The following is a 23,807-nucleotide window of genomic DNA, read 5'->3' as shown; positions in this document are numbered from 1 at the left end:
CGGTATTGCTTCGTAATGAGCATGCCAACATAGATGCAACATATCCATGGGTATAGGTGTAAAATTAAGAAACCGCGTTCTCCATTGTAGGCAACAAGATTTCAAATACTTGTCCATGCTGAAGAATTGTAATATTTCTTCCTTTGTCTCTCATAACTACAACTTCTGGTTTTGTGGACATGCGCTCCAAATAATGCTCAGGCACATCGCCAGAATGACTTACAGTGATACCTTCTACTTCTTTTTCTTCATTTTCAGCCATTTCTTGCTCCACAACTTGCTCAAAAATATCGGAGAAGGCTTCAAAATTGTCAGTGTAAACGGAAATGCATTTCATCGTTACTCATCCTCTTCTAATCATTAATTTATTTTTCGTTTAGGGGTACTACTACGTTCCTTATCTTTCCTGATTTGGGACGTTTTCATACGCTTTTTCCCTTCCCTGCATATATCCAGCAGAGGGCAGATATGGCACGCTGGGTTCTGAGCCTTACAATGGTAGCGTCCAAAAAAGATGATCCGGTGATGGGTCAACGTCCACTCATCTCGGGGTACGCGCTTCATCAATTTTTTCTCGACTTCAAGAACAGAGTCATCCCATCCAGCTAGTCCTAGCCGTTTGGATACACGTTCTACATGCGTATCCACCGCAATGGCAGGAACACCAAACGCATTAGAAACAACAACGTTTGCGGTTTTCCGTCCGACCCCTGGTAGCGTCACAAGCTGATCATGTTCCTGCGGTACATCACCGCCATACTGCTCTATTAAAATACGGCACATGTTCTGAATATGCTTGGCCTTGTTCCGATACAGGCCGATTCGCCGAATATCCTGTTCCAATTCCTCTATAGGAACCGCCAGATAATCAGCAGGGCTCGTATACTTTTGAAACAAGTCTGCGGTTACCTTGTTTACTGTTTCGTCAGTGCATTGGGCCGACAATAGGACAGCTACCGTCAATTCAAACGCATTGCTGTGATTTAATTCGCAATGTGCATCAGGAAACATCGATTCCATCGTATCGAGTATGTGCCTAACTGTCGCTGCATTCATGAAGAGCTACCTCCCACAGAATCACCACACATGGTGGAGCCTTACTTCCAAACTTATTTCGAGTACTTTACGAGGACACAAAAGCTTGCAAAAAAAACGTCCTGATGCGGGAAAGATCCCGCATCAAGACGGTCATTCTTTGATCCTCGAAAAGAAACGATTACTGTTTTTGGATCTCCATCACGATGTTGTTCAGGAGATACAATACAATATTATCATTATCTCTGAGAGATTGCACGCTTAAAGTGTTGTCGCTCTGGTGAACATATACTCCTGTACCCAGTGCAAAACGATAGTTAGTATCCGTAGTTGTCTCACGCTTCACCAGAATTTGGTTCCCTACGCCATCGTAAGACCAGAACTGTTTGCTCAGGATTGTCATCACTCTGAAACGAGTGGAGTTATCCGTATCCTTCGTCATTTCGACTCGATCACCCACAGTAAGACTTCCCAGTGTCGTTAAAGTAGAACCTGATTTAATTACTTTGACGGGGCCACTAACCGGAACTGTCTCGGACTGACCGTTGAATAGTTTCAGTGTAACTGAAGTTGCATCAACTGAAGTGACCTCAGCGAGTGTACGTTTCACAACCTGAACAGCTTTCGGAGTAATTCCTTCAAACGTAACGTTGATCAAGTTTCCTACTGTCAATTGTGAAGCAGTTAACGTCTGACCGCTTTCTCCAGTCAGCGTCGCTTGATCAAAGTAAAATTGACTTGTCAGCAAATCTGATTTTACACGAATACGACCATTCGTTTCAATACCCGTAATTTCGAATTGAGCAACGGATTTCAACGCTACCTTTTGGATATAATCCTGGTTCGCGCCCAACGTGATTGTAACGTTGTCGCCAATTTTCAAATCTGCGAGACTTGCACCAGACTTATTATACATTTCCACTGTAGGAGCGATTGTATAAGGAACGGTGACTGTCTGATTACCAGACAACAAGCTAATTTTTCGGTTGGAAGTATCAATATTGCTAATGGTACCCTCATACTTGTAAACAACCTTAACGGAAAGCGCACGAGTACCCACATACGTAAGATCCAGCTTGCGTCCTTCGCTTAGTAGAGACTCTAGACCTGCCATGGTTGGCTTTGTCGAATTATAATCCAACTTTGTTTTTTCATCCAATGTAAATACGAACGGTTTTTTGTTGCTATCCAGCACAGTAAGTACTTTGGTTTTTGCGTTATAAGATACGACAGATGCACCATTCATCGGTTCCATTTGGCGGCCAATGACCTGGATACGTGTCACACGATCTTCAGCGTTCAGTGTTAACTCTACTTGATCTCCATTTGTTGCATCTGTGATCAGATCATTTAATGAAGCATCCTGTATTCCGTTAATGACAACTTCCGGTTTCTCAACCAGCAGCTTAGCTTCAAGGGAGCCACCTTCACGCTTGAATGTCAATGTAGACTGATTACCACCAATTTCCACCAGTGTGCCTCGAACAGACTGCTCCACACCCTGTGACAATTCAATCGTTTGTAAAACGCTATCTCTCACCGTATATTTCACAGCACTTCCCGGCTTAAGCTCAGCTAGCGTCAGAATCCGATCCTGATAACGAATCATAAGACTGTCACTATACGTGTACTGCTCTGTTGTTCCTGCAGTAGTAACCAGCTTGATCGTTTTACCAGATGTCACGACTTCAGCGATCACTCCAGTATCACTTTTGTTAATAATGCCTGATTTGACACGGATAACCACTGTCTTTTTGTCAGCGGAGAAAGTCTCACGTTGCACTTCAATGGTACTATCCGCTGTAATATCCGATAATTTAATTGCTGTTCCGTTCTGATCAATGAATGCTGTTGATTCATCGTATCCAAACGTCTCGTAGTTTTCACCAACGAAAACACCAATTTTATTACCTGACAACGAACGTGCAAATGTTCCTTCTACTGTCTCTACCTGAGGTGTTGCATCGATTACTTCCACATAGGAAGCATTGCCTGCTGAACCTACCACCAGCACTTTGGTATACAATTGAACATTCGCTTGTGGTGAACGAGTTTCACTGTCCTTTGTGAAATAAGGCGTATTGCTGTTCACGGCAAAAGTCGTCAGCTTACCATCAACGACCATCGTAATTCGACCTTCTTCAAGTCCAGTAACATATCCTGTGTATGTGTTAGGATAAGCTGTATCTGTCAACGATTCACCTCTACTAAAGAACGTAGCAAGTTGTGCACGTGTAACAGAGCCTGTTGGATTAAACTTGTTTCCATCTACACCTTTAGCAAGATCTAGACTAACTGCTAGGTTTACATAACCTTTGCTACCATCAGAGATGCTTGCATTATCGGCAAAGCTTGTCGATTGATTATTTTGAGCTTTTGCTTCTGCATCCTTGTTCAACGAACGAATAAGTAACTTCGTAATCCACTCACGAGTAGCAGGCTTCTGTCCCCAAGATGTTTTGGACACATCGACCGCTTCTTCTTCCGATTTATCAATCAATCCCAGTTCCAACGCCAATGCGACGTAAGGCTTGAAGTAGTTGCCTACTTCCATAGTTGTCGGTAATGCCGCAGCCGAGCTGTCATTCAACTGGTTTTGTTTATTCATAAACCGAATGGCCATGGTTACCGCTTCTTGTTGCGTTACCGCGTCTCCTGGACGAAATAAGCCTTTTTCACCGAGGAGAATTCCTTGGTACGCCAGTTTGTATACGTGTTTTTCAGCCCAATATCCTGCTTTGATATCACTGAACAAACCGGTTGGTGCAGCCGTATTACTTACTGCAGTTGTCTGGCTCTGCCCAGCATCTGTTGCTTCAGCTGCCAAGGCAGCTCCGCCAGCACTAAGAGCCATCATGCCTGCAAGCACGGCTGAAACTACTTTTTTAGAGTGTGATGGATTATTATATTTAAAAGTCACCTATGATTCCCCTCTCTCGTGTAAAGCGGCTGAAATTCCGCAGAGTACACGGTAAAACAACATTTGAAGATCTCTATTAAGATTTCGTCATTGGATGTTCCAAATCCACATGGCCCATCAAACTCTCGGACTGTTGTCCGTCCACCAATAGATCAACTGTTTTCACTTCATCAAACTGGAAGAATGTTTTTTTCAATGCATCAATGGCGAACACTTCTCCACCAGCACCAAGTCTAGCCGTATCCGGCATGTGGATATCCAGTGTAAGAGCACCATCCTTGAATTGAACAGACTTCAGCTCGATCTCCTTGGACCACAGTGGAACGAGTGTGTCATCTGTACTTTGTTGTAATGCTTCAAAAGCAGACTTATATTTGTCTTCTTCTGCCACATAGGTCACAGTTGCCGTAGATTCATGCAGTTCTAACTCCTCTGGATCTGTGAAGAATACGTTGATCGTTTTCTTCTCTGTCGCTTGCGAAGTATCTGTTTTTCCTGTGTTCTCCGAGCTTGGGCTTGTACCCCCTGTTGAATTCGTACCTTCTGATTCAGACGTAGTCGTGTCTGGTGTTGGTGTCGAAGACGTTTCATCTGGCTCTACAGTGGTAGGTTCAGTAATTTCCGTCTCACCTTGCACTTCTGTCACAGTATCCTCGGAACCTGCACCTTGCGTCTGAGGTGGAGCGGCTGTCGGTTTATTTCCACATCCCGCAGCGACCGCCATAACCGTTACTAGTAGTGCTGCAATCCATAATTTTTTGTTCATTCTAACTCCGCCTCCTGTACATAAGGAATTCACCCTTATTTGATTCCCAGATACTCCTTGATCCCTGCAACGATACCTTTGGCTACACTATTTTGGAAACTTTCCGTAAACAGTGCTGCTTCGTCACTCTTGTTGCTCAGGAATCCACCTTCCAGCAGAACAGCGGGCATCGTTGTTTCGCGAGTTACATGGAGACTAGCCGTTTTAACACCGCGATCCTTCAACCCTGATGATTGCAATAAATGCTTATGCATTACTTTTGCTAGTGCCTGGCTGGTAGCACGAGAATAAAATGTCTCTACACCATTCGCCGCCGCAGGTCCACTGTTAGCATGGATAGAGATAAAAATATCTGCTTTCAGACTTTCAGCGATCCTCACTCGTTCTTTCAACGCTAAAAATGTATCATCGCTGCGCGTCAGCACAACGTCAATGTTCGATTCTTTTTTTAACAAGGCTTCTACTTTCAGTGCCATTGCTAAGTTAAAGTCTTTTTCTCGTTTGCCTGTTACGCCGATCGCACCTGGATCTTGGTCACCGTGCCCTGCATCAACAACAACTACCTTTTTACCATTGTTGCCTACTGGTGGCTGTGGTGTTGCGCCTTCTTTGTTCAAGTCAACGATAACTAAGCCAGAATCGTTCTGTACGTCATAACCTTTGCTACCTGACAAATCAATAACAAATCTTACGGTTGATGGCGTATTGCTGTATAACGAATAACGAATCTTGGATACATCTGGGTATCCGTTCACAACAAGTTGTCCATTCTGATTGCTATCAAGAGCTTGTCCTTGACTGAAAGAATCAGCAAATGCCGTATTAGGCAGATCGATAACAATTCGATCCGGTCCTGTCATCGTGAAGACGTTCGGCTTCGTATCTCCGCTCGTTGCAATTAAGAAGCGGTTATCGCTGAAGCTGATGCCGTTCACCAGTACAAGACCTTCCTGCGTATCTCCGCTGTTATTGCCGGAGTTCGGGGGAGTAGTCGTTCCGTTTCCGGAACCTGAATTCTGGGTAACTAATGTTACCGTCTTCGTGGTATTGTTCCAACCCACCTTAAGACCCATTTGTTCACCAACAAATCGGAGCGGAACAAGTGTCGTACCATTTTTCACGAGTGGCGGGACATCCAGGTTCACGTTACTGCCGTTCACCGTTGCCGTCTTCTGTCCAACAATCATCTGCATGGCAGTGTTGTCTTTGCTTATAGTCACGGTGCTTGTCTTCTGTTGCCAGTCCACACCATATCCCAGGCTTTCGGAAATGACCCGAATTGGAACCATCACACTGCTGTTGATGTTTTCCGCTTTGGCATCCGAAGGTTGCACAATCTCTTTCCCATCTAGGATAATTTTCGTATCTGTTGCTGCATGACTATAGCCCGGGAAAACGAGCCCAAAGACAAATAACAGTACCAAAAAACCGAACTTCTTCATCCTTCACCCCTACCATTCTCATATTTTTTTGCCACACGTTGCGGAATTTCAGCTCTGACTGACTACTTGGGCATTACCAGACACCTATTAGACGCCTCCAACACGCAAAAGTTGCGAATATATTCCATCATCACTGAAAAAAAAACGTTGTTAAATCAAGCTTTTTCTACATTTTTATGGTTTTAATTTCCCATTATTCACAACTATGCATCTTGAAACAACGAACTGGCCTAATCATTAGAATTACGACTATTTCAATCTTTGTTCAAAAATTCTACTATTCCATCGACGATGGCTTGTGCACATTTGTTCTGATAATCTTCGGTGAACATTATCGCTTCATCCGATTCATTACTTAAAAATCCAAGCTCTAGAAGAACGGCTGGCATTGTTGTTTCCCTCGTCACGTGCAAACTTGCCGTCTTAATGCCACGATCCTTAAGTCCCGTAATAGGCAGTACATATTTATGAAGGATATCCGCCAACTCCTTGCTCTCTGAGCGAGTGTACAGCGTTTCTACCCCATTAGGCACAGGTGTCGTAAATTTATTACCGTGAATGGACACAAAAACATCAGCATGATTCATTTCAGCTAAATCAACACGCTGCTGCAAGGACAGTTCCGTATCATCCTTCCGTGTAATGACAGTCTGAATGTCCGTATAGGGCTGGAGTAGTGCTTGTACTTTGAGTCCTACAGCCAGATTAAAGTCCTTTTCATATTTGCCTGTCACACTAACCGCTCCAGACTGTCTTCCTCCATGCCCTGGATCAATGATAACGACCTTTGTCCCGTTAGGAACTTGCACAGCAGGAGGCGGAGTGATTGTTGTCTCTCCACCACTCGGGGTAAGATCGATGAGTATCTTTTGATTGTCTCCCTGTGACCACTTCGCAGTAGCGACATGACTTAAGTCAAAGACAACTCGCACAGTAGCGGGAGAATTGCTAAAGTTAGCATACCGAATCTGGGTAACAAATGCGGAGTCCGTGACTAGAAAACTGCCACTTCCATCTGGCTTGGAAGCTTGTCCTTGAATAAATTGTTGTGAGAATGTAGTTCCCGGCAAATCTACAATGATACGATCCGGATTCGTAAGCGTGGACAGCTTCGGAGTGATGTTTCCGTTGGTTTCCAAACTAAGCTGATTTCCGCTAAAGTTAATGCTATTTAGCTCTGAAAGATTGACCGATACAGGTGTTTCTATCAAATCTTCCTCGTTATCTACTTCTACTACCGGAGGAAGGCTAGATAGGCTTACGGTCTTGGTTCCATTGTCCCAACCTACATTTAGACCCATGCCCTCACCAACAAAGCGCAACGGAACTAAAGTCGTTCCTTGTCTGATTAAAGGAGGCGCATCCAAGCTTACTTTGGTTCCATTAACAGTGGCTTCCTCTTGCCCAGCAACCATCTGAATACTTCTTGCTCCTTTTAGCACACTAACCGTCTGCGTTGCTTTCTCCCACTTCACTTCATAGCCCAAATTTTCGGACACCACTCGGATGGGAACCATCACTGTCTTGCCCGTATTTTCAGCAGGAGCTCCCGTTTGCTGCTCAATCGTTACACCGTCCAGTACGATGGAAGGAGGCGTGTCAGCATGTACCATTGTAGGAAATACGCAAAGGAATAAAATAAATACAAAGACTGCCGACCATTTTCTCATACATCATCCACCATTCTGTTGGTCTGTTGAGATTTCCAATATCTCTAGGTACAAGCACTTGTCTTACGTTATGTAGCCTTCCATAATCTACTAACCAGTTTATCAGATATCCTGTCATATTCCGGTTACAACGTTGTCATAATTGGTCGGAAATATGGCGAAAAAGAATAAACGTCGGTAGATGTTTTTTTATTTGTGAATGTAGAATCTATCAATCGTGTTTGTATTGACGTTAGCACTTTTAATGAGGTAACTTTGATTATACATATTATGGAACTTCAAATAGGTCACGAGGTCTAAGATATTACAATTACAATCTATGCACATGGAGGTATGGCGTGTTTACTTTATATAAGAAGAAACCGGATGGTAAACTACTGTACGCAGAATACTGGATCGAAGATGGACAGCTTGTCGAACATGCTGGAACCGTTGGCACGTTAGGCACAACAAGTCGAATTGATTTTCCCGCGGAATATCATCATACAAACGAATTCAAACGTGATTTTCTATCACGGTATACTAGTCAAGGCTATGAAGAAGCTTCCAAGCAAGAGGCTGTCATCTTAATCATCCAATATCCTATGAAGAGCATATCAGGGAGCAAACGTGATCTATGGCTTAAGGATAAAGTAATGGAGGTATTAACAAGTGAGCTGGGCTGGAGAGGTCTAGGATTCATAGACGGCTTCGATATGGGCAAGACCAGCAATCCGGTAATACAATACGCCTTGAACATATACTGCCATGTTGTAGATGAGAAGCTCGGCATTCAAGCCGTCAAGCGTGTACTTAGAGAAACAAGATTGGATTACACTCAGGTCAAAATCGCATCGAGAGCCATGAACTGTGATACAGCATATGTGTTACAATATTCGGCCAAGAAAGACTCCGTATTTTACGTATAAGAGCTCGATGAATGATAGTAGCAATCGATCAACATATGCTGAAATGAAAAAAGCTTCTGAATCACAGACTGGAACCAGGTCCATACTGTGAATCAGAAGCTTTTACTCTTATTATTTTAGCAATTAACCAAACAATTTTGCCGCATGGCGTTGCTCATATGCTGTAATTTCATCGTCATGTTGAAGTGTCAAACCGATATCATCCAGTCCTTGCAATAGGAACTGACGACGGTGCTCATCCAGGTCAAACTCAATACGCAACCCGTGTGCATCTGTAATCGTTTTGTTTTCAAGACTTACATTCAATTCGTAGCCATCATGAGTTGCAGTGCGTTGGAACAGATCTTCCACCTGTTCTTCTGACAACTTGATCGGCAAAATTCCGTTTTTGAAGCAGTTGTTATAGAAGATATCCGCAAAAGATGGTGCAATCACACAACGGAATCCGTAGTCCATGATCGCCCATGGTGCGTGTTCACGAGAAGATCCACAGCCAAAGTTAGCGCGAGAGATCAGAACTGATGCCCCTTCATAACGTGCTTTGTTCATTTCGAAAGAAGGAATGTTGTTGCCCTCTTCGTCAAAACGCCATTCGTAGAACAAAAATTGTCCAAATCCAGTGCGTTCAATCCGTTTCAAAAATTGTTTAGGAATAATTGCGTCTGTATCTACATTGACCCGGTCAACCGGTGCAACGATGCCTTGCAGTGTTTTGAAAGCTTCCATATGATCCGTTCTCCCTTCTATTCGTTACAATTAGATAACTGCTTCCGTCTTGAAATTCCAGTCACGTACATCAACAAAGTGACCTTTAACCGCCGCTGCGGCTGCCATTGCTGGAGATACCAAATGCGTACGTCCTCCGCGTCCTTGACGTCCTTCAAAGTTACGGTTGGATGTTGAAGCACAACGTTGACCTGGTTTCAATACGTCTGGGTTCATCGCAAGACACATACTGCATCCTGCATCACGCCATTCAAAGCCAGCTTCTGTGAAGATTTTATCAAGTCCTTCTTTTTCAGCCTGGATTTTGACACGTCCTGATCCCGGAACAACAATTGCCGTAACATTACTGGAAACCGTGTGGCCTTTGGCTACTTGTGCAGCCGCACGCAAATCCTCGATCCGTCCATTAGTACAAGAACCGATGAACACATAATCCACTGGAATTTCGGAGATTGGTGTTCCAGGGGTAAGACCCATATATTCAAGCGCTTTTTCTGCCGCTTTACGTTCATTTTCAGTAGGTAGTTCCGCAGGAACAGGTACTTTGGAAGAAATGTCAGTTCCCATACCTGGGCTAGTGCCCCAAGTTACTTGTGGAATCAATGACTCTACATCGATCTCAACTACGCGATCAAACTCCGCGCCTTCATCGGTCACAAGCTCTTTCCAAGCTGCAACAGCTTCGTCGAATTTTGCATCTGCAGGTACATACTCACGGCCACGCAGATATTCAAATGTTGTTTCGTCTGGAGCAATCATACCTGCTCTTGCGCCACCTTCGATGGACATGTTGCAGACCGTCATACGCTCTTCCATGCTCAGTTCACGAATAGATTCGCCTGTGTACTCGATAACGTATCCAGTTGCGAAGTCAGTACCATATTTAGCGATTACTGCGAGGATCATATCCTTCGCCGTTACACCCGGGTTGCGTTTACCAACAAAACGAACTTCCATCGTTTTGGCTTTGGCTTGTTGTAAACATTGAGTCGCCATAACATGCTCTACTTCACTTGTTCCGATCCCGAAGGCAAGTGCACCAAACGCACCGTGGGTTGAGGTATGGCTATCACCACAGACAATCGTTTTACCTGGATGAGTCAGACCCAATTCAGGACCCATAACGTGTACGACACCTTGATCAATCGTGTCCAAGTCATATAGCTTAACGCCGAAATCACGGCAGTTCTGCGACAACGTATCAATTTGTTGTTTGGAGATTGGATCAGTAATGTTAAAACGATCTTTCGTTGGAACGTTGTGATCCATTGTTGCAAATGTCAGTTCAGGGCGACGAACTTTACGACCGCTCAAACGCAGACCTTCAAATGCTTGTGGAGAAGTTACTTCGTGTACAAGGTGCAGATCGATATAAAGAATGCTTGGCTTGCCTTCTTCCTGATGAATTACGTGGTTTTCCCAAATTTTCTCAAACATCGTTTTTTTACTCATCATTTTCACCTCATTATAAGTTCGTTCCTTGGAAGAGCCTCTTGTTTCGTCCACATCAGTGAAGCTCTTGAATGACATAAATATATCACTCGTCCATTCATTGTTCCAAGATATAATATCTATAGATGTAATAGGATTAACCTATAACGAGGAAAAACCAAATAAACCACTGCTCTCAGCAGAGGTTTCAATTGATAACAATTATCATTATCATAACCCTATACTACGTTTCTAAACGGATTGTGTCAATGTATTTTAGCAAAAAAGGATTAAACGACTTGAGGGTGATATAATAGTGGCAATGATGAAAGGAATGACCAATGACGATGGAATTTAGACAGCTCCAATATACGTTGCAGATTGCGGCAGAACGTAATTTTTCCCGTGCAGCAGAGAAGCTACATATCGCACAACCTTCGTTAAGCCAGCAATTATCCAAATTAGAAAAAGAATTGGGCGTGCTCCTTTTTCAACGAAATACGAGCACAGTGGAATTGACCCATGCTGGTGTTACCTTTGTTGAACAGGCTCAGAAAATCGTGGATGCGGTTGAGTTGCTCAGACAGGAAATGTCAGACATTTCACAACTTCGTAAAGGCAAAGTCGTTGTAGGCAGTATGCCAATTACCGGCTCCCATCTACTACCGCATGTTCTGCCTGCATTTCAACAAACTTATCCTGAGATTGAAGTAACGTTGCTGGAGGACTCGGGTCTTACGCTAGAGAAACTAACGGCAAGCGGCAAAGCCGATCTTAGCTTGTTATCCCTTCCGCTACAAGAACCAAGTCTATCCTATGTTGTAATCGGTGAAGAACGAATTGATTTGGCCGTGCCTCCAACGCATCCATTAGCACAGCGAGGTGATCCTACCAATCCCATTCCCGTAAGGATGGAGGAGCTTCGTGAAGAGTCTTTTGTTGTCTTGAAGAAAGGACAAGGTTTCCGCAAACTAACCTTTGACCTCTGTGAGCAGGCTGGTTTTGATCCCAATGTCGTGTTCGAGAGCAATAACATTGAAACCGTACAATCCCTAGTAGCCACAGGCATGGGTATTACTCTGGTTCCGCGCTTTATCGCACGAGCACCTCGCAGTGAATTTGTACCGGTATATGTGCCTTTGGCTGAGCCTGTACCGAGCCGTACTTTAGTTGTTGCGTATCGTCAGGGACGAGTATTATCCAAAGCGGCTGAAGCCTTCATCCACACCTTCAAGCAGACGGTTGCGAAGCTGTCTGAAGATGATCATTAGACATATATCATTCGAAGTACAGTGCTGCGTTGACTTACACTTTACTCAAGACAAATAAAAGGGAAGACCCTAGGGTCTTCCCTTTTATTTCATACAGCGCTTGCCTATTACAGCAAGACATTCTTCAAGTTATTCGAGCGTGTTGCACTGTTCGAGCACAATGTTTCACACGTTTATTGTTTAATCATCTAAGTTAACGTAGAAACGTACATAGGTCGTTTCGATCTGACAGTTTATTTACGTAAATTACGATCACTCGTCAGCCTGTTCTGCTGATTCATCAGACGTCCTTCATCTGGCGTTCCTTGTTCAGGGGGTGATAGCCCTCCTGCACCATTCTCTAAGAATTGTCTTAAGTGATCTACCCTTGTGTTATCCTGTTCCAGTCTCCTGAGCGTATCTTTCACATGGTTGTCCATTGATTGATCATCCTCCTTGGTGACGGGATAGTTATCATTACCCGTCCACTGAGAGGATAAACACTTATTCCCAATATTTTATTTATTTTTCACCAAAGTAAAGTCCCGGTCTCCGATCCTCAAATACCGGAATACGTCCACGAACTTCATCCACCAAGGAAGGACGAATCATTCCCGTTACGATCTCCTCCCCTTCTCCGCCCTCAGCTACAATCTCCCCCCAAGGGTCGATAATGAGAGAATGCCCGAAGAATTCTGTGTCTCCTCCTAGTCCTACACGATTACATGCGATCACATACATCTGATTCTCGATGGCTCTAGCCGTCAGAAGTGTGCGCCAGTGATGCAGGCGGGGTTTTGGCCATTCAGCTGGTACGATCAGAGCTTTGGCCCCATTCAGAGCTAACGTCCGCGCGAGTTCCGGAAAGCGGATATCATAACAGATGGAAGCCCCTGCCGTAAGACCATTTTCCAATTCAAAAATTTCCGGCTCTGCTCCAGGCTGCAAATACTTTTCTTCATCCATTAATCGGAATAAATGCAGTTTATCGTAACGTGTTACCTCACGACCTTCCCGATCATAAGCATACATCGTATTGTAAATTTGGTTATTGCGTTTCTCAGCAATGGAACCACCAACAATCGAGATTTGATGCTTTTTAGCAAAAGCAGATAACCACGCTCGTGAATATTCCCCTTCCGGGTCAGCCAGCTCATGAATTTGCTCCAAGGCGTAGCCTGTATTCCACATCTCAGGCAATACAGCCAAGCCCAGATCAGGATATTGTTCCACTGCTCGCTCAAGCAATGATTGCATATGTTGATGATTAGCCTCAGGATCTCCTAATTGAATATCAGCTTGTATCAAGGCTACTCGCATTTCTCCTTGTTGTTGTGTCATGACTAGCGCTCCTCCGAAATGTAATATTGGATATCATAGCTTGATCATCCTGACGTCTGCAAGTGCACTTTTAGAGGTTGTTCAAAAAGTCCGTTTTTGACTACCTATCAGAACGCCGACTTAACAGTTCTGGCAGTAGGTTTAGTAGATTCATACGGGTTAGTGCATCACCCAAGTTCCATATCGTTTCTTCAAGCAGATATACGTGACCATTTTTCACTGCGTTCAGCCCTTGCCAAGCAGCACTCTGCATTAAAGCTTCCGTCGCCTGTCTTGCAATGGGATCTTCAGGTAACATAAGAAAAACACGGTCTCCTGCATATTGGTGCAACGCCTCAGCAGCAATTTCTTTATAGGCTCTGCCTGCAGCCAACGCTTCCTGTATTTTCGCAACTGGCTTGAATCCCAGGGGGTGATATAACATCGGAGCAAGTCCAATGTTACCCATCACGAATAATCGCGCACCACGATGATAGACAAAAACAGAAGCGGTTTCCCCTGGTTGAATGAATGCCTGGAGCTTTTGCCACATTTTCATCTCATTTTCGGTATACGTCAACCACCATTGCTCTGCCTCAGTAAATTTACCAAACCAACTTCCGATCATGTGGATACGATCGGTTAGCGTCGCATGAGAGTTATACGCAAGTGTCGGTGCAATCCGAGAGAATTGTTCAAATTGCTGTTCATCGCTGCTGTCAAAAATAATTAAGTCCGGTTTCATCTCCACGGTTTCTTCCACATTCATCGGCTGCACCGCATCATATGCTCGTTGATTCAGAATCGGAAGATCCATGATCAACATATCTCCTGCCGATTCCCCGTAATACATAATGCGTTCAGGAACGGCTGGAATGTTCACATCATGAGAAGAGAAGTCTTGAACAAGTGTCTGACGCTGAAGAGATCGGTCATATTGGCGTGGAGCGAAACCTGTTGATTGGCGAAAACGTCTGCTGAAATAGTATTCATCCTTAAAACCAACCCTGCTTGCAATGTCTCTGAGTGGTTCATCGGATTTGCCTAGCCATTCTTTGGCGATTTGGATTCGCACATGATTCACATAATCCAGTGGCTTACGCCCTGTGAGCTGTCTAAACAACGTCGTGTATTGAGCAGACCGCAGCCCTGCTAGCTTTGCAAGTTTTTGTACAGTGATCTCCTCGGCATAATGTTCGTCCACATACTTTATCGTACTGTTTACTTTTCCTTCTGGACTCAGTTCCGTCTCCAATGAAGTATATCTGTTAATCATCATCCCCATTAGTTTCTGAAATTGCACATTCAACCCAGCATATTCGCTGTATGTATGATATTCACGCATAGGAAGCATGGATTCTAGAATCCCGCTCAACTGAGCGTATGCATAACCTCCCAGCTTGTTACGGTGCTCAAATAATGAACGCGTGTATAATTCAGGATCATCTGTTAACACATGAAATACATCATATTCAACCACCACATACTGTAAAGCTACCTTATCATCATGTTCAATCTGATAGCTCTCGCCTGGAGCCAGGGGATAGATCCTTCCGGATGAAAATACATACTGCTTGTGACCAATGTAAAGACGTCCGGTGCCTTCCTCACAAATCAAAAATGTATGTTTTCGGCAATCCTTCTCCAGCATCCTTTGTTCAGGTTGCTCCTTACGCTGCTCTATACTACCAAACCGGAACATAAATGCCGAAAAGAACAGCGTGCCCTCAACCTGTTTCGACACAGGCATTAGGTTCACCTCATCATTTATATACATAGTTCATTCACCTATATTGAGAATAATTATCACTTCATATACTTTTGATTATATCGTAGGTATGCACACTTATCCAGAATATTGCATGGATCCATACAACAAAAAGAACATATCAACAAAAATATTGAATGTTCTTCATGTGTGAGTAATCACAACTATTGATTTGGCAGTATTTCGTACCTTGATATTATATTAGAGCTGTTTCCGCATCTTATGGCGTGATCTGTTTAGGAAGTTCTTCCAAAAGCCACTCTCTAGATACCGCATCACTTGAAGCTTTGACAATATCAAATTGGTATACGTGACCTGCCTTCACCGCAGGCAGGTTCTTCCACACTGAGCTATCAAGCAGTTCTTTGGTTGATTGTTTCGCTTCCTCTGGTACAGGATTTAAGATAAAGATTCGATCACCTGCGAATTCTGGCAGTTTCTCTGTTGAAATCTCAGCGAAGCCTAACCCTTCATCCAATACCTTCTGGATTTCTGCTGTTGGCTTCATTCCACCTGACCCATACAACAATTGAGGTAATCCTGCACCCGCCATGACGAACAATCGATTGCCCGGATACATCGTGAACACCGACGCGGTCTCATCGGCTTTCAATCCATTCTCATGAAGTTGCTGCCACATCGCTTCTGTCGATTGCTGATGGGCTGTGATCCACGCTTCAGCTTCTTCCTTTTTATTCAACATATCACCTAATGTACGCATTCTATCTTCAATCGTTGCAAACGAATCAAATGTCACTGTTGGTGCTACCTTAGAGATTGCCTCATACTGGTTCTCATCACTGTTGGAGAAAATAATTAGATCCGGGTTAAGCGAGAGAGACTTCTCTACGCTGATCGGGAATCCCACGTCCTCAGCTTCTATGACTTGATCATCATACACGGTTCCTTCTTGACGAAGTATGCCCACGGGTACCACGCCGAGCGCCAGAAGATCTCCCGTAACCTCACCATGGTAAATCACTCGTTTAGGTGTTACTGGAATTTCTACCTCATGGCCTGTCCAATCTTTAAATATCCGAGTTTGAGCTTCTTCGTTACTAGCTGAAGTCGCTGCTTGATCATTCTCTGTTGTTGTACCGGACTGTGCCTCACTGGCTGTGCTAGACTGTTCTGTAGAATTGGCTGTAGAAGTCGATGCCTCGTTGCCACAAGCAAGTAGAAGCATGGATAACCACGTTAGCGTCAATAGAACTGCCGTATTTCGTATACCTTTTTTCATTCCTATTTCTCCCCCTAGATCTCTTCATGTACTTTATTTCTCTGTAAAAGAAAAATCGATCTTATCAATGATATTGATTATCATTATCGATTTGTATCATAAAACAAATCATCGTTTATGCTCAATGGACAAACGTAATTTTCTACTTTTCGTTTTGTACAAAAACCCGAAACATCCACGTAGTTAGGAAACATCAGTGCTCTTTTCCCTCTATACAGCTCGGGATTGACGTGATAAATTAATGAATACTTATTTCCATTTTTAAATAACCGGAGTGATGATACTAATGACGAATTCACAGCATAATTCAGGTCGTTCAGCCTTTACGATACCTACATCTGATGTAATGACACAGTTGCCTACACAGTTCTTCGCAAGTCTTGTGCAGAATGTGAATCGCGAAATTAACGCTGGACATGATGTCATTAATCTTGGACAAGGCAATCCCGATACACCAACGCCACCTCATATCGTAAAAACGTTGCAGGACTCGGCTGAAAACCCGCTCTATCACAAATACTCACCATTCAGTGGATATGCCTTCTTGAAGGAAGCGATTGCGAAGCGATATAAGGAAGATTACGATGTTGATCTTGATCCAGACACAGAAGTTGCAATTCTATTTGGTGGCAAAACGGGTCTCGTTCAATTACCGCAAGTGTTACTTAATCCAGGTGACGTATGCTTGGTTCCAGATCCAGGCTACCCGGATTATTGGTCTGGGGTAGCTCTTGCCAAAGCACATATGCATTTTATGCCACTACTGGAGTCCAATGCTTTTTTGCCTGACTACGAAGCAATCTCTGCTGAGGACAAAGCGAAGGCTAAGCTAATGTATCTGAACTATCCGAACAACCCGACATCTGCCACAGCTCCTCTTTCTTTCTATGAAGATACAGTGGAATTTGCTGTTCAGAATCAGATTGTTGTAGCTAGTGACTTTGCCTATGGTGCAATCGGATACGATGGGCACCGCCCTGTGAGCTTCCTCCAAGCACCAGGTGCTAAGGAAGTCGGAATTGAATTCTACACCCTATCCAAAACGTATAATATGGCTGGATGGCGTGTAGGTTTCGCCCTTGGGAATGCGGACATTATCTCGAAAATCAATCTATTGCAAGATCACATTTATGTCAGTCTGTTCGGTGGTATTCAATCAGCTGCTTCAGCAGCATTGACCTCCTCTCAGCAATGTGTCACAGATCTAGTGGCACGGTATGAATCTCGTCGCAATGCGTTTTATGATGCACTTGAGCATATCGGTTGGCAGGCTGCCAAGCCAGGTGGTTCATTCTTCAGTTGGCTACCTGTGCCTGAAGGTTTCACATCTGCTGCTTTTGCTGACCTACTCTTACGAGAAGCCAAGGTTGCTGTAGCTCCTGGAATTGGTTTTGGTACGCATGGCGAAGGTTATGTTCGTGCTGGGCTATTAAGTGATGAGACACGGTTACGAGAAGCTGTAGAGCGCATTGGTAAGCTCAACTTATTTAAGTAATAATCGTAGCTTTTATCGTTTGTCTTGAGATTGATCGCTTCTCAGTCCGAGAAGATGAAAAGAAGCTAGAAATGGGGAGCATTAGAGGCTGTATATCCCTTTGCATCTGCGGAGTTTCCATGGTATGTTATAGAGAAATATTGAACGAAACGTGATGACGGGACCAGTACGAGAGGAACAAGACACGCACAGAGAGTAAATTCCATGAGGCTGCAAGAATTTACCGTGACTTCTCTCCGAAACCTACCCCTGAGCGGCCTGTTTTTATATATGCGTGTTCAAATATACCGTTTGGGCTATCGATAAGATGGGATGAAACTGGTGAACTTTTTGAACAAACACGATATGAACAGGACAGTGCCTTCTGTTACAGGGCATTAAGCCGGATGATATACTCATCAATAAAGGTGGTACCGCGGAAGTAACAAACTTTCGTCCTTTTTATAACAAAAAGGGCGGGAGTTTTTTTGTACCTGTATAGATTTTCCTTTAAGAGGTTGTTCAGAAATTCGCATTGCATGACGATGCATGACTGCGGCTTCACGAGTCTTCTATAGGCTCTGAAAACGATACTTTTTGAACATTGTTCTGTAACGAGTCATTCATTATGTTTAAGGAAGTGAAAGCATGTCCTCACGTATAGTTGTTAAGATTGGTAGTAGCTCGCTTACTACGGAAGAAGGCGGACTCGACCGCGACTCCATTGCTTTTTTTGCTGGAGAAATTGCTGCGTTAATGCAAAATGGTCATGAAGTGCTTCTCGTCACATCAGGCGCTGTTGCCGCAGGATTCCGAGAGATCGGATACGTGCACCGCCCTAAATTGCTCCATGAGAAACAAGCAGCGGCGGCTGTTGGGCAGGCATTGCTGATGCAAGCATATCAACAGGCTTTTGCGGCGCACCGCGTTACTACGGCACAAATCCTTCTGACTCGAACCGATTTTCATAGCAGAAAACGGATGGGTAACGCGGGGATGACCGTCGAGGAATTGCTGAAACAAGGTGTTATTCCGATCTTTAATGAGAATGATACGGTATCTGTCGATGAGCTCAAATTTGGAGATAATGATCTATTGTCTGCTCTGGTCGCGAATCTAGTGAAGGCGCAACACTTGGTTATCCTGACGGATACCAACGGCCTCTACACCGCAGATCCACGCAAAGATCCTTCTGCTACACGATACGATCGGATTACAGAAATAACAGCCGAGATTTATGCCTTTGCAGGAGGTTCCGGATCATCTGTGGGTACCGGGGGTATGCGCTCTAAGGTGGATGCAGCCAAAGTAGCAACACGTGGAGGCGTACCTGTCTTTGTTGGCCGTGTGAATGAGCCTGGTGATATGCTCCAAGCTGTGGAGGGCACAGGTAAAGGAACCTATTTCGAAACCAAGCTTGCTTCTCTATCCCGTAAGAAACAATGGCTTGGCTTCATGTCTACTCCGCTTGGAACCGTCGTTGTAGACGCTGGTGCAGAGGAAGCTCTCGTGCATGGCGGACATAGTCTTCTCCCCGTCGGTGTTCGGCGGGTGCTTGGCACCTTTCATGCCGGTGATGTCGTCGAAGTCCTTGGACCCGATGATACACTGCTTGGCCGTGGGATTGTAAATTACGATGATGACCAACTGCGACTTATCGCAGGACTACCTAGTGGTGAGGTTATCAAAACATTAAATAGCATTCATCGACTTGAGGTTATCCATCGGGATGAATGGATTACTTTGAAATAAGGCTGGGCAACAGGCTTAGGTTGATTTATTTTTCATACGAATCAGAGAAAATGGGAGGAATACAACAATGAGTGAAGTGAGACAAAAAGCCATTCAGGCACAAGCCGCAGTTCCACAATTGAACCGACTGACTACAGATCAGAAAAATAAAGCTCTCCTTGCCATGGCAGATGCTCTCCTGGAGAAGTCAGATATCATTATTACTGCAAATGGTGAAGATCTGGAGCGCGGTAGACAACAAGGAACGCCAGAATCTATGCTTGACCGGTTAGCGTTAAATCAAGAACGAATTGCGGGAATCGCAGAGGGACTTCGTCAGATCGTGGATCTGCCAGACCCTGTGGGTGAAGTTCTTGAAACCTTTACGCGTCCAGATGGTTTGCACATTCAGAAGTTAAGAGTACCGATCGGGCTCATTGGTATTATCTATGAAGCACGACCTAATGTTACAGTAGATGCTGCAGGGTTATGCCTCAAGACTGGCAATGCAGTTCTACTGCGCGGCGGATCATCTGCCCTCTCCTCCAATCGCAAAATTGTAGAGGTATTACACGAGGCATTGGCAAAGACAGATTTACCTCCAGACGCCCTACAGCTTGTGGAAGATGCCAATCGTTCGTCTGTGGACGAGATGCTTAAACTGAATGGATTGCTAGATGTCATTATTCCTCGCGGCGGAGCTTCACTCATACAAAATGTAGTTGCGAATGCGACAGTACCAGTCATTGAAACAGGTGCAGGCATCTGCCATACCTATGTGGATGAATCTGCCGACCCGGTAATGGCAGCAGAGATTGCAATTAATGCCAAAGCGCAACGTCCATCCGTATGTAACTCTATGGAAACTCTATTAGTACACGCTGCTTTCGCAGAGCAACATCTTGCAACCGTTGCGGAACAATTCCGAGAGCTAAACGTGCTATTAAAAGGTTGCGATACTGTGCGACGTATTGTCCCTTCTGCCCAACCAGTTAGCGAAGAAGACTATGCGACAGAGTATAACGACTACATTTTGAATATCCGGGTTGTATCCGGCCTGGAGGAAGCCATGCAGCACATTGCACAATACGGCACCAAGCATTCCGAATGTATCGTAACGGCGAATACAGAAAACGCTGAGCGTTTCTTGCATGATGTTGATGCAGCAGCCGTGTATCATAATGCTTCTACCCGTTTCACAGACGGCTTCGAGTTTGGTTATGGAGCCGAAATAGGCATCAGTACTCAAAAGTTACATGCACGTGGTCCAATGGGATTACCTGCACTTACATCAACCAAATATCGCATTACTGGCGATGGTCAGATCCGTCAATAAGTTCGCAGTTTAGTTATTTAGGAGGACGATAATCATGAGTCAAGAACAACAGACGTTATTACAACAGAAAATCACTTTCCACGGAGCAGGTGCGATGGCCGAAGCAATCGTACGCGGATTAATCTCCCGCCTTGTCGTACGTCCACAGGATATTACGATGCTGAACCGCAGCAACCAGAAACGTCAGGAGGAACTCAGCAGCCGTTACGCGGTTCATACCGGAACTGCGGCACAATCCCAGGAGATTCTCTCGGGTTCATCCGTTATTGTATTGGCCATGAAACCAAAGGATGCCGCTGCTGCTCTGCGGGAATTGGGTCCCCTTTTATCACCAGATCAACTGATCGTATCCGTCATTGCCGGATTGTCTATACGTACGATGCAAACGCTGCTCGGTCGTAAACAGCCTATCGCTCGTACAATGCCAAATACATCAAGTACAATTGGACTTGGCGCTACAGGCCTTGCCTTCTCGGCCGAAATAACAGACGACCAGCGTAGCACTGTTATGACCATGTTTGAAGCTGTCGGGATCGTGACCATTGTGCCTGAAGATAAGTTAGAGATTCTTACAGGGATTTCGGGAAGTGGACCGGCTTATGTATACTATCTAATGGAGGCTATGATCGCTGCAGGTATTCGAGGCGGTTTGTCCAGTCAACAGTCACGTGATCTAACCGTTCAGACGGTGCTTGGTGCTTCCCGAATGGTTCAGCAGACAGGGCTGGAGCCAATGAAGCTTCGCAGTGATGTTACGTCTCCTGGAGGTGCAACTCAAGCTGCACTGAAGAAGCTCGACGAAGGCGACTTCTTTGAAAATGTAATTGCAGCCGTTAACCGTTGTGCTGAGCGCTCACGGGAAATGGGGGCTGCTTTGGAAGGAGATTTTAAATGAATAACATGTGTACTGCTACATATCGTTTGCATGACGATCATGCCGATTTTCGTAAAAAAGCGGAATCCATTGCCGTTGGCATGACTGTTGGCAGCTGGACTGAATTACCACAGGCCAAACGCGAAGCGATGCAGAAGCATCTAGGAGAAGTCATTAAGGTTGAAGTGCATGAGCCTAACGGTATGTCTCCTGGTGAGCGTTATGCTGATATCACAATTGGATATCCAGATGTAAACTTTAGCCGAGATATTCCGGCTCTGCTTGTTACCGTATTTGGTAAAATTTCGATGGATGGGCGCATTAAGCTTACACAGCTTGGCTTCTCAGACAATTTCCTGAGCGCATTCCCTGGTCCTAAATTTGGACTAAACGGTGTTCGTGATCTGCTTGGTGTACATGATCGTCCGCTGTTAATGAGTATTTTCAAATCCGTTATCGGACTAGATGCAGACGAGTTACGTGAGCAGTTTATCCGTCAAGCGCTCGGTGGCGTTGATCTCATCAAAGATGATGAAATTCTGTTTGAGAACAAACTAACTCCGATTGAAAAAAGAGTCGAGGTTTGTATGAAAGCAGCCGAGCAGGCTCGTCAAGAAACTGGAAAGAAACTGCTATATGCAGCGAATCTGACCGGTTCGACCTCACAACTGAAAAAACAGGCTGAACGTGCCATTAACGCCGGAGCTAATGCCTTGTTATTTAACGTATTAGCGTACGGATATGACGTTCTACACGAGCTTAGCAGCGACCCGGATATCAATGTGCCAATTATGGCTCATCCAGCCCTTGCTGGCGCAGTGTATCCATCTCCACATTACGGTATCTCTGCTTCCGTCTTACTTGGCCAATTGATGCGACTTGCGGGTGCAGACATCGTCTTGTTCCCATCTCCATATGGCTCAGTAACGATGCCAAAAGAAGAGAATATGGCGATTACTGAACAATTGTTGTCGACTGAGCTTCCTGTGCGTGCAAGCATGCCTGTTCCTTCAGCAGGAATACATCCTGGCCTTGTACCGCTGATTCTGCGGGATTTCGGTACCGATGTGATTGTAAATGCTGGCGGAGGCATTCATGGACATCCTATGGGCACTGAAGCTGGTGGACGTGCATTCTTGCAGGCAATCGAGGCATCGCAGCGTTCGATTCCTCTGGCACAACATGCATTGGAGCATCCGGAACTCAAAAGCGCATTGGATCTATGGGGTGGTGAACGATGAGAAGTGATAAACAAACCGTCATTTTCTGCGATTTTGATGGAACCATTACGCTTTCGGACAATATCGTTGCCATTATGAAAAAATTCAATCCTCCTGGTATTGAGGCTATTATGAAAGATACCATTGAACAAAAAATAACGTTGCGTGAAGGCGTTGGGGCAATGTTCGCCCTCCTGCCCTCCTCACAAAAAAATGAGATTGTGGAATTTGTGCTTGGACAAGCCGGTATTCGTGAAGGCTTCAGCGAATTTCTAGAATTTGTACGCCGTGAAGGCATTGAATTCAATGTGACCAGCGGAGGCATGGACTTTTTCATCGAACCCTTGCTCGCACCATTTGATATCCCGCAGGATCATGTGTATTGTAACGGAGCTGATTTTACGGGTGAAACCATTCGGATTGAATGGCCGCATCCTTGCCAGCCTCCTTGCGAGAATGGCTGCGGTATGTGCAAAACTACAGTCATCCGTACCTTCCCTGCAGATCAATATAATCGAATTCTGATTGGCGATAGCCTTACTGATTTTGAAGGTGCTAAAATCGCCGATCTGGTCTATTCTCGTTCTATTTTAACGGATAAATGTATTGAACTTGGTGTCGATCATGTGCCATTCACTACCTTTTACGATATCATCGAAGATATGAAACAGAAGCAAACACAAGGAGTGCTGTAAA

The 23,807-nt window shown here is 44.6% G+C and carries 20 protein-coding genes; 8 read left to right on the top strand and 12 right to left on the bottom strand.

Going from position 1 to position 23,807, the window contains the following annotated elements:
- Positions 1 to 64 precede the first annotated feature (64 nt).
- From ASD24_RS14600 to ASD24_RS14575, 6 genes are all read right to left on the bottom strand, one after another.
- Complete coding sequence (locus ASD24_RS14600; protein ID WP_056696846.1) at positions 65 to 337, bottom strand: hypothetical protein; 273 nt, start codon at positions 335 to 337, stop codon at positions 65 to 67.
- 23 nt (positions 338 to 360) lie between these two features.
- Positions 361 to 1,056: an endonuclease III gene (gene nth / locus ASD24_RS14595; protein WP_056696845.1), complete on the bottom strand. Its 696-nt coding sequence runs from the start codon at positions 1,054 to 1,056 to the stop codon at positions 361 to 363.
- A gap of 160 nt (positions 1,057 to 1,216) precedes the next feature.
- Positions 1,217 to 3,955, bottom strand: coding sequence for an S-layer homology domain-containing protein (locus tag ASD24_RS14590; protein ID WP_056696843.1), 2,739 nt, complete (start codon positions 3,953 to 3,955; stop codon positions 1,217 to 1,219).
- A 76-nt stretch (positions 3,956 to 4,031) separates the two neighbouring features.
- Positions 4,032 to 4,721 carry a GerMN domain-containing protein gene (locus ASD24_RS14585; RefSeq protein WP_056696842.1) on the bottom strand — a complete coding sequence of 230 codons (690 nt, stop codon included), beginning with the start codon at positions 4,719 to 4,721 and terminating at the stop codon, positions 4,032 to 4,034.
- A gap of 35 nt (positions 4,722 to 4,756) precedes the next feature.
- Complete coding sequence (locus ASD24_RS14580; protein ID WP_056696840.1) at positions 4,757 to 6,163, bottom strand: N-acetylmuramoyl-L-alanine amidase family protein; 1,407 nt, start codon at positions 6,161 to 6,163, stop codon at positions 4,757 to 4,759.
- 254 nt (positions 6,164 to 6,417) lie between these two features.
- Positions 6,418 to 7,833: an N-acetylmuramoyl-L-alanine amidase family protein gene (locus ASD24_RS14575; protein WP_056696838.1), complete on the bottom strand. Its 1,416-nt coding sequence runs from the start codon at positions 7,831 to 7,833 to the stop codon at positions 6,418 to 6,420.
- A gap of 338 nt (positions 7,834 to 8,171) precedes the next feature.
- Here ASD24_RS14575 and ASD24_RS30320 point away from each other — a divergent pair, with 338 nt between their 5' ends.
- Positions 8,172 to 8,741 carry a hypothetical protein gene (locus tag ASD24_RS30320; RefSeq protein WP_235540569.1) on the top strand — a complete coding sequence of 190 codons (570 nt, stop codon included), beginning with the start codon at positions 8,172 to 8,174 and terminating at the stop codon, positions 8,739 to 8,741.
- A gap of 123 nt (positions 8,742 to 8,864) precedes the next feature.
- Here ASD24_RS30320 and leuD read toward each other — a convergent pair whose 3' ends face one another.
- Positions 8,865 to 9,467, bottom strand: a complete 603-nt coding sequence (leuD, locus tag ASD24_RS14565; protein ID WP_056696836.1) for a 3-isopropylmalate dehydratase small subunit — start codon at positions 9,465 to 9,467, stop codon at positions 8,865 to 8,867.
- Between the two features lie 30 nt (positions 9,468 to 9,497).
- Positions 9,498 to 10,919, bottom strand: coding sequence for a 3-isopropylmalate dehydratase large subunit (gene leuC, locus ASD24_RS14560; protein ID WP_056696989.1), 1,422 nt, complete (start codon positions 10,917 to 10,919; stop codon positions 9,498 to 9,500).
- A gap of 326 nt (positions 10,920 to 11,245) precedes the next feature.
- Here leuC and ASD24_RS14555 point away from each other — a divergent pair, with 326 nt between their 5' ends.
- Complete coding sequence (locus ASD24_RS14555) at positions 11,246 to 12,169, top strand: LysR family transcriptional regulator (RefSeq protein ID WP_056696987.1); 924 nt, start codon at positions 11,246 to 11,248, stop codon at positions 12,167 to 12,169.
- Positions 12,170 to 12,402: 233 nt separating this feature from the next.
- On the opposite strand, the gene ASD24_RS14550 is transcribed toward ASD24_RS14555, so the two are convergent.
- The 4 genes from ASD24_RS14550 to ASD24_RS14535 all read right to left on the bottom strand — a co-directional run bounded on the left by ASD24_RS14550 (position 12,403) and on the right by ASD24_RS14535 (position 16,476).
- Positions 12,403 to 12,588, bottom strand: a complete 186-nt coding sequence (locus tag ASD24_RS14550; RefSeq protein WP_056696834.1) for a hypothetical protein — start codon at positions 12,586 to 12,588, stop codon at positions 12,403 to 12,405.
- 82 nt (positions 12,589 to 12,670) lie between these two features.
- Entirely contained in the window at positions 12,671 to 13,489 is an 819-nt protein-coding gene (locus ASD24_RS14545) for a carbon-nitrogen family hydrolase (protein ID WP_056696830.1), read from the bottom strand.
- A 100-nt stretch (positions 13,490 to 13,589) separates the two neighbouring features.
- The gene (locus ASD24_RS14540; RefSeq protein ID WP_056696828.1) at positions 13,590 to 15,245 is read right to left on the bottom strand and encodes an ABC transporter substrate-binding protein; all 1,656 of its coding nucleotides are present in this window, start codon (positions 15,243 to 15,245) and stop codon (positions 13,590 to 13,592) included.
- A gap of 211 nt (positions 15,246 to 15,456) precedes the next feature.
- Entirely contained in the window at positions 15,457 to 16,476 is a 1,020-nt protein-coding gene (locus tag ASD24_RS14535; RefSeq protein ID WP_056696826.1) for an ABC transporter substrate-binding protein, read from the bottom strand.
- A 286-nt stretch (positions 16,477 to 16,762) separates the two neighbouring features.
- Between ASD24_RS14535 and ASD24_RS14530 the strand changes: the two genes are divergently transcribed.
- The 6 genes from ASD24_RS14530 (at position 16,763) to ASD24_RS14505 (ending at position 23,806) form a co-directional block, all read left to right on the top strand.
- Positions 16,763 to 17,971, top strand: a complete 1,209-nt coding sequence (locus ASD24_RS14530; protein ID WP_056696825.1) for a pyridoxal phosphate-dependent aminotransferase — start codon at positions 16,763 to 16,765, stop codon at positions 17,969 to 17,971.
- 627 nt (positions 17,972 to 18,598) lie between these two features.
- Entirely contained in the window at positions 18,599 to 19,702 is a 1,104-nt protein-coding gene (gene proB / locus ASD24_RS14525) for a glutamate 5-kinase (RefSeq protein ID WP_056696823.1), read from the top strand.
- 67 nt (positions 19,703 to 19,769) lie between these two features.
- The gene (locus ASD24_RS14520; RefSeq protein ID WP_056696821.1) at positions 19,770 to 21,017 is read left to right on the top strand and encodes a glutamate-5-semialdehyde dehydrogenase; all 1,248 of its coding nucleotides are present in this window, start codon (positions 19,770 to 19,772) and stop codon (positions 21,015 to 21,017) included.
- Positions 21,018 to 21,051: 34 nt separating this feature from the next.
- Entirely contained in the window at positions 21,052 to 21,912 is an 861-nt protein-coding gene (gene proC / locus ASD24_RS14515) for a pyrroline-5-carboxylate reductase (RefSeq protein WP_056696819.1), read from the top strand.
- On the top strand, positions 21,909 to 23,132 hold the full coding sequence (locus ASD24_RS14510; RefSeq protein ID WP_056696818.1) for a 2,3-diketo-5-methylthiopentyl-1-phosphate enolase: 1,224 nt from the start codon (positions 21,909 to 21,911) through the stop codon (positions 23,130 to 23,132). The genes proC and ASD24_RS14510 overlap by 4 nt, the downstream gene beginning before the upstream one ends.
- Positions 23,129 to 23,806, top strand: coding sequence for a 2-hydroxy-3-keto-5-methylthiopentenyl-1-phosphate phosphatase (locus tag ASD24_RS14505; RefSeq protein ID WP_056696815.1), 678 nt, complete (start codon positions 23,129 to 23,131; stop codon positions 23,804 to 23,806). The genes ASD24_RS14510 and ASD24_RS14505 overlap by 4 nt, the downstream gene beginning before the upstream one ends.
- The last annotated feature ends 1 nt before the right edge of the window (position 23,807 follow it).

The sequence above is a fragment of the Paenibacillus sp. Root52 genome (assembly GCF_001426865.1).
Lineage (GTDB): Bacteria > Bacillota > Bacilli > Paenibacillales > Paenibacillaceae > Paenibacillus.
The sequence above is the reverse complement of the archived record's forward strand: the minus strand, read 5'-3'. Positions and strand labels throughout refer to the sequence as shown.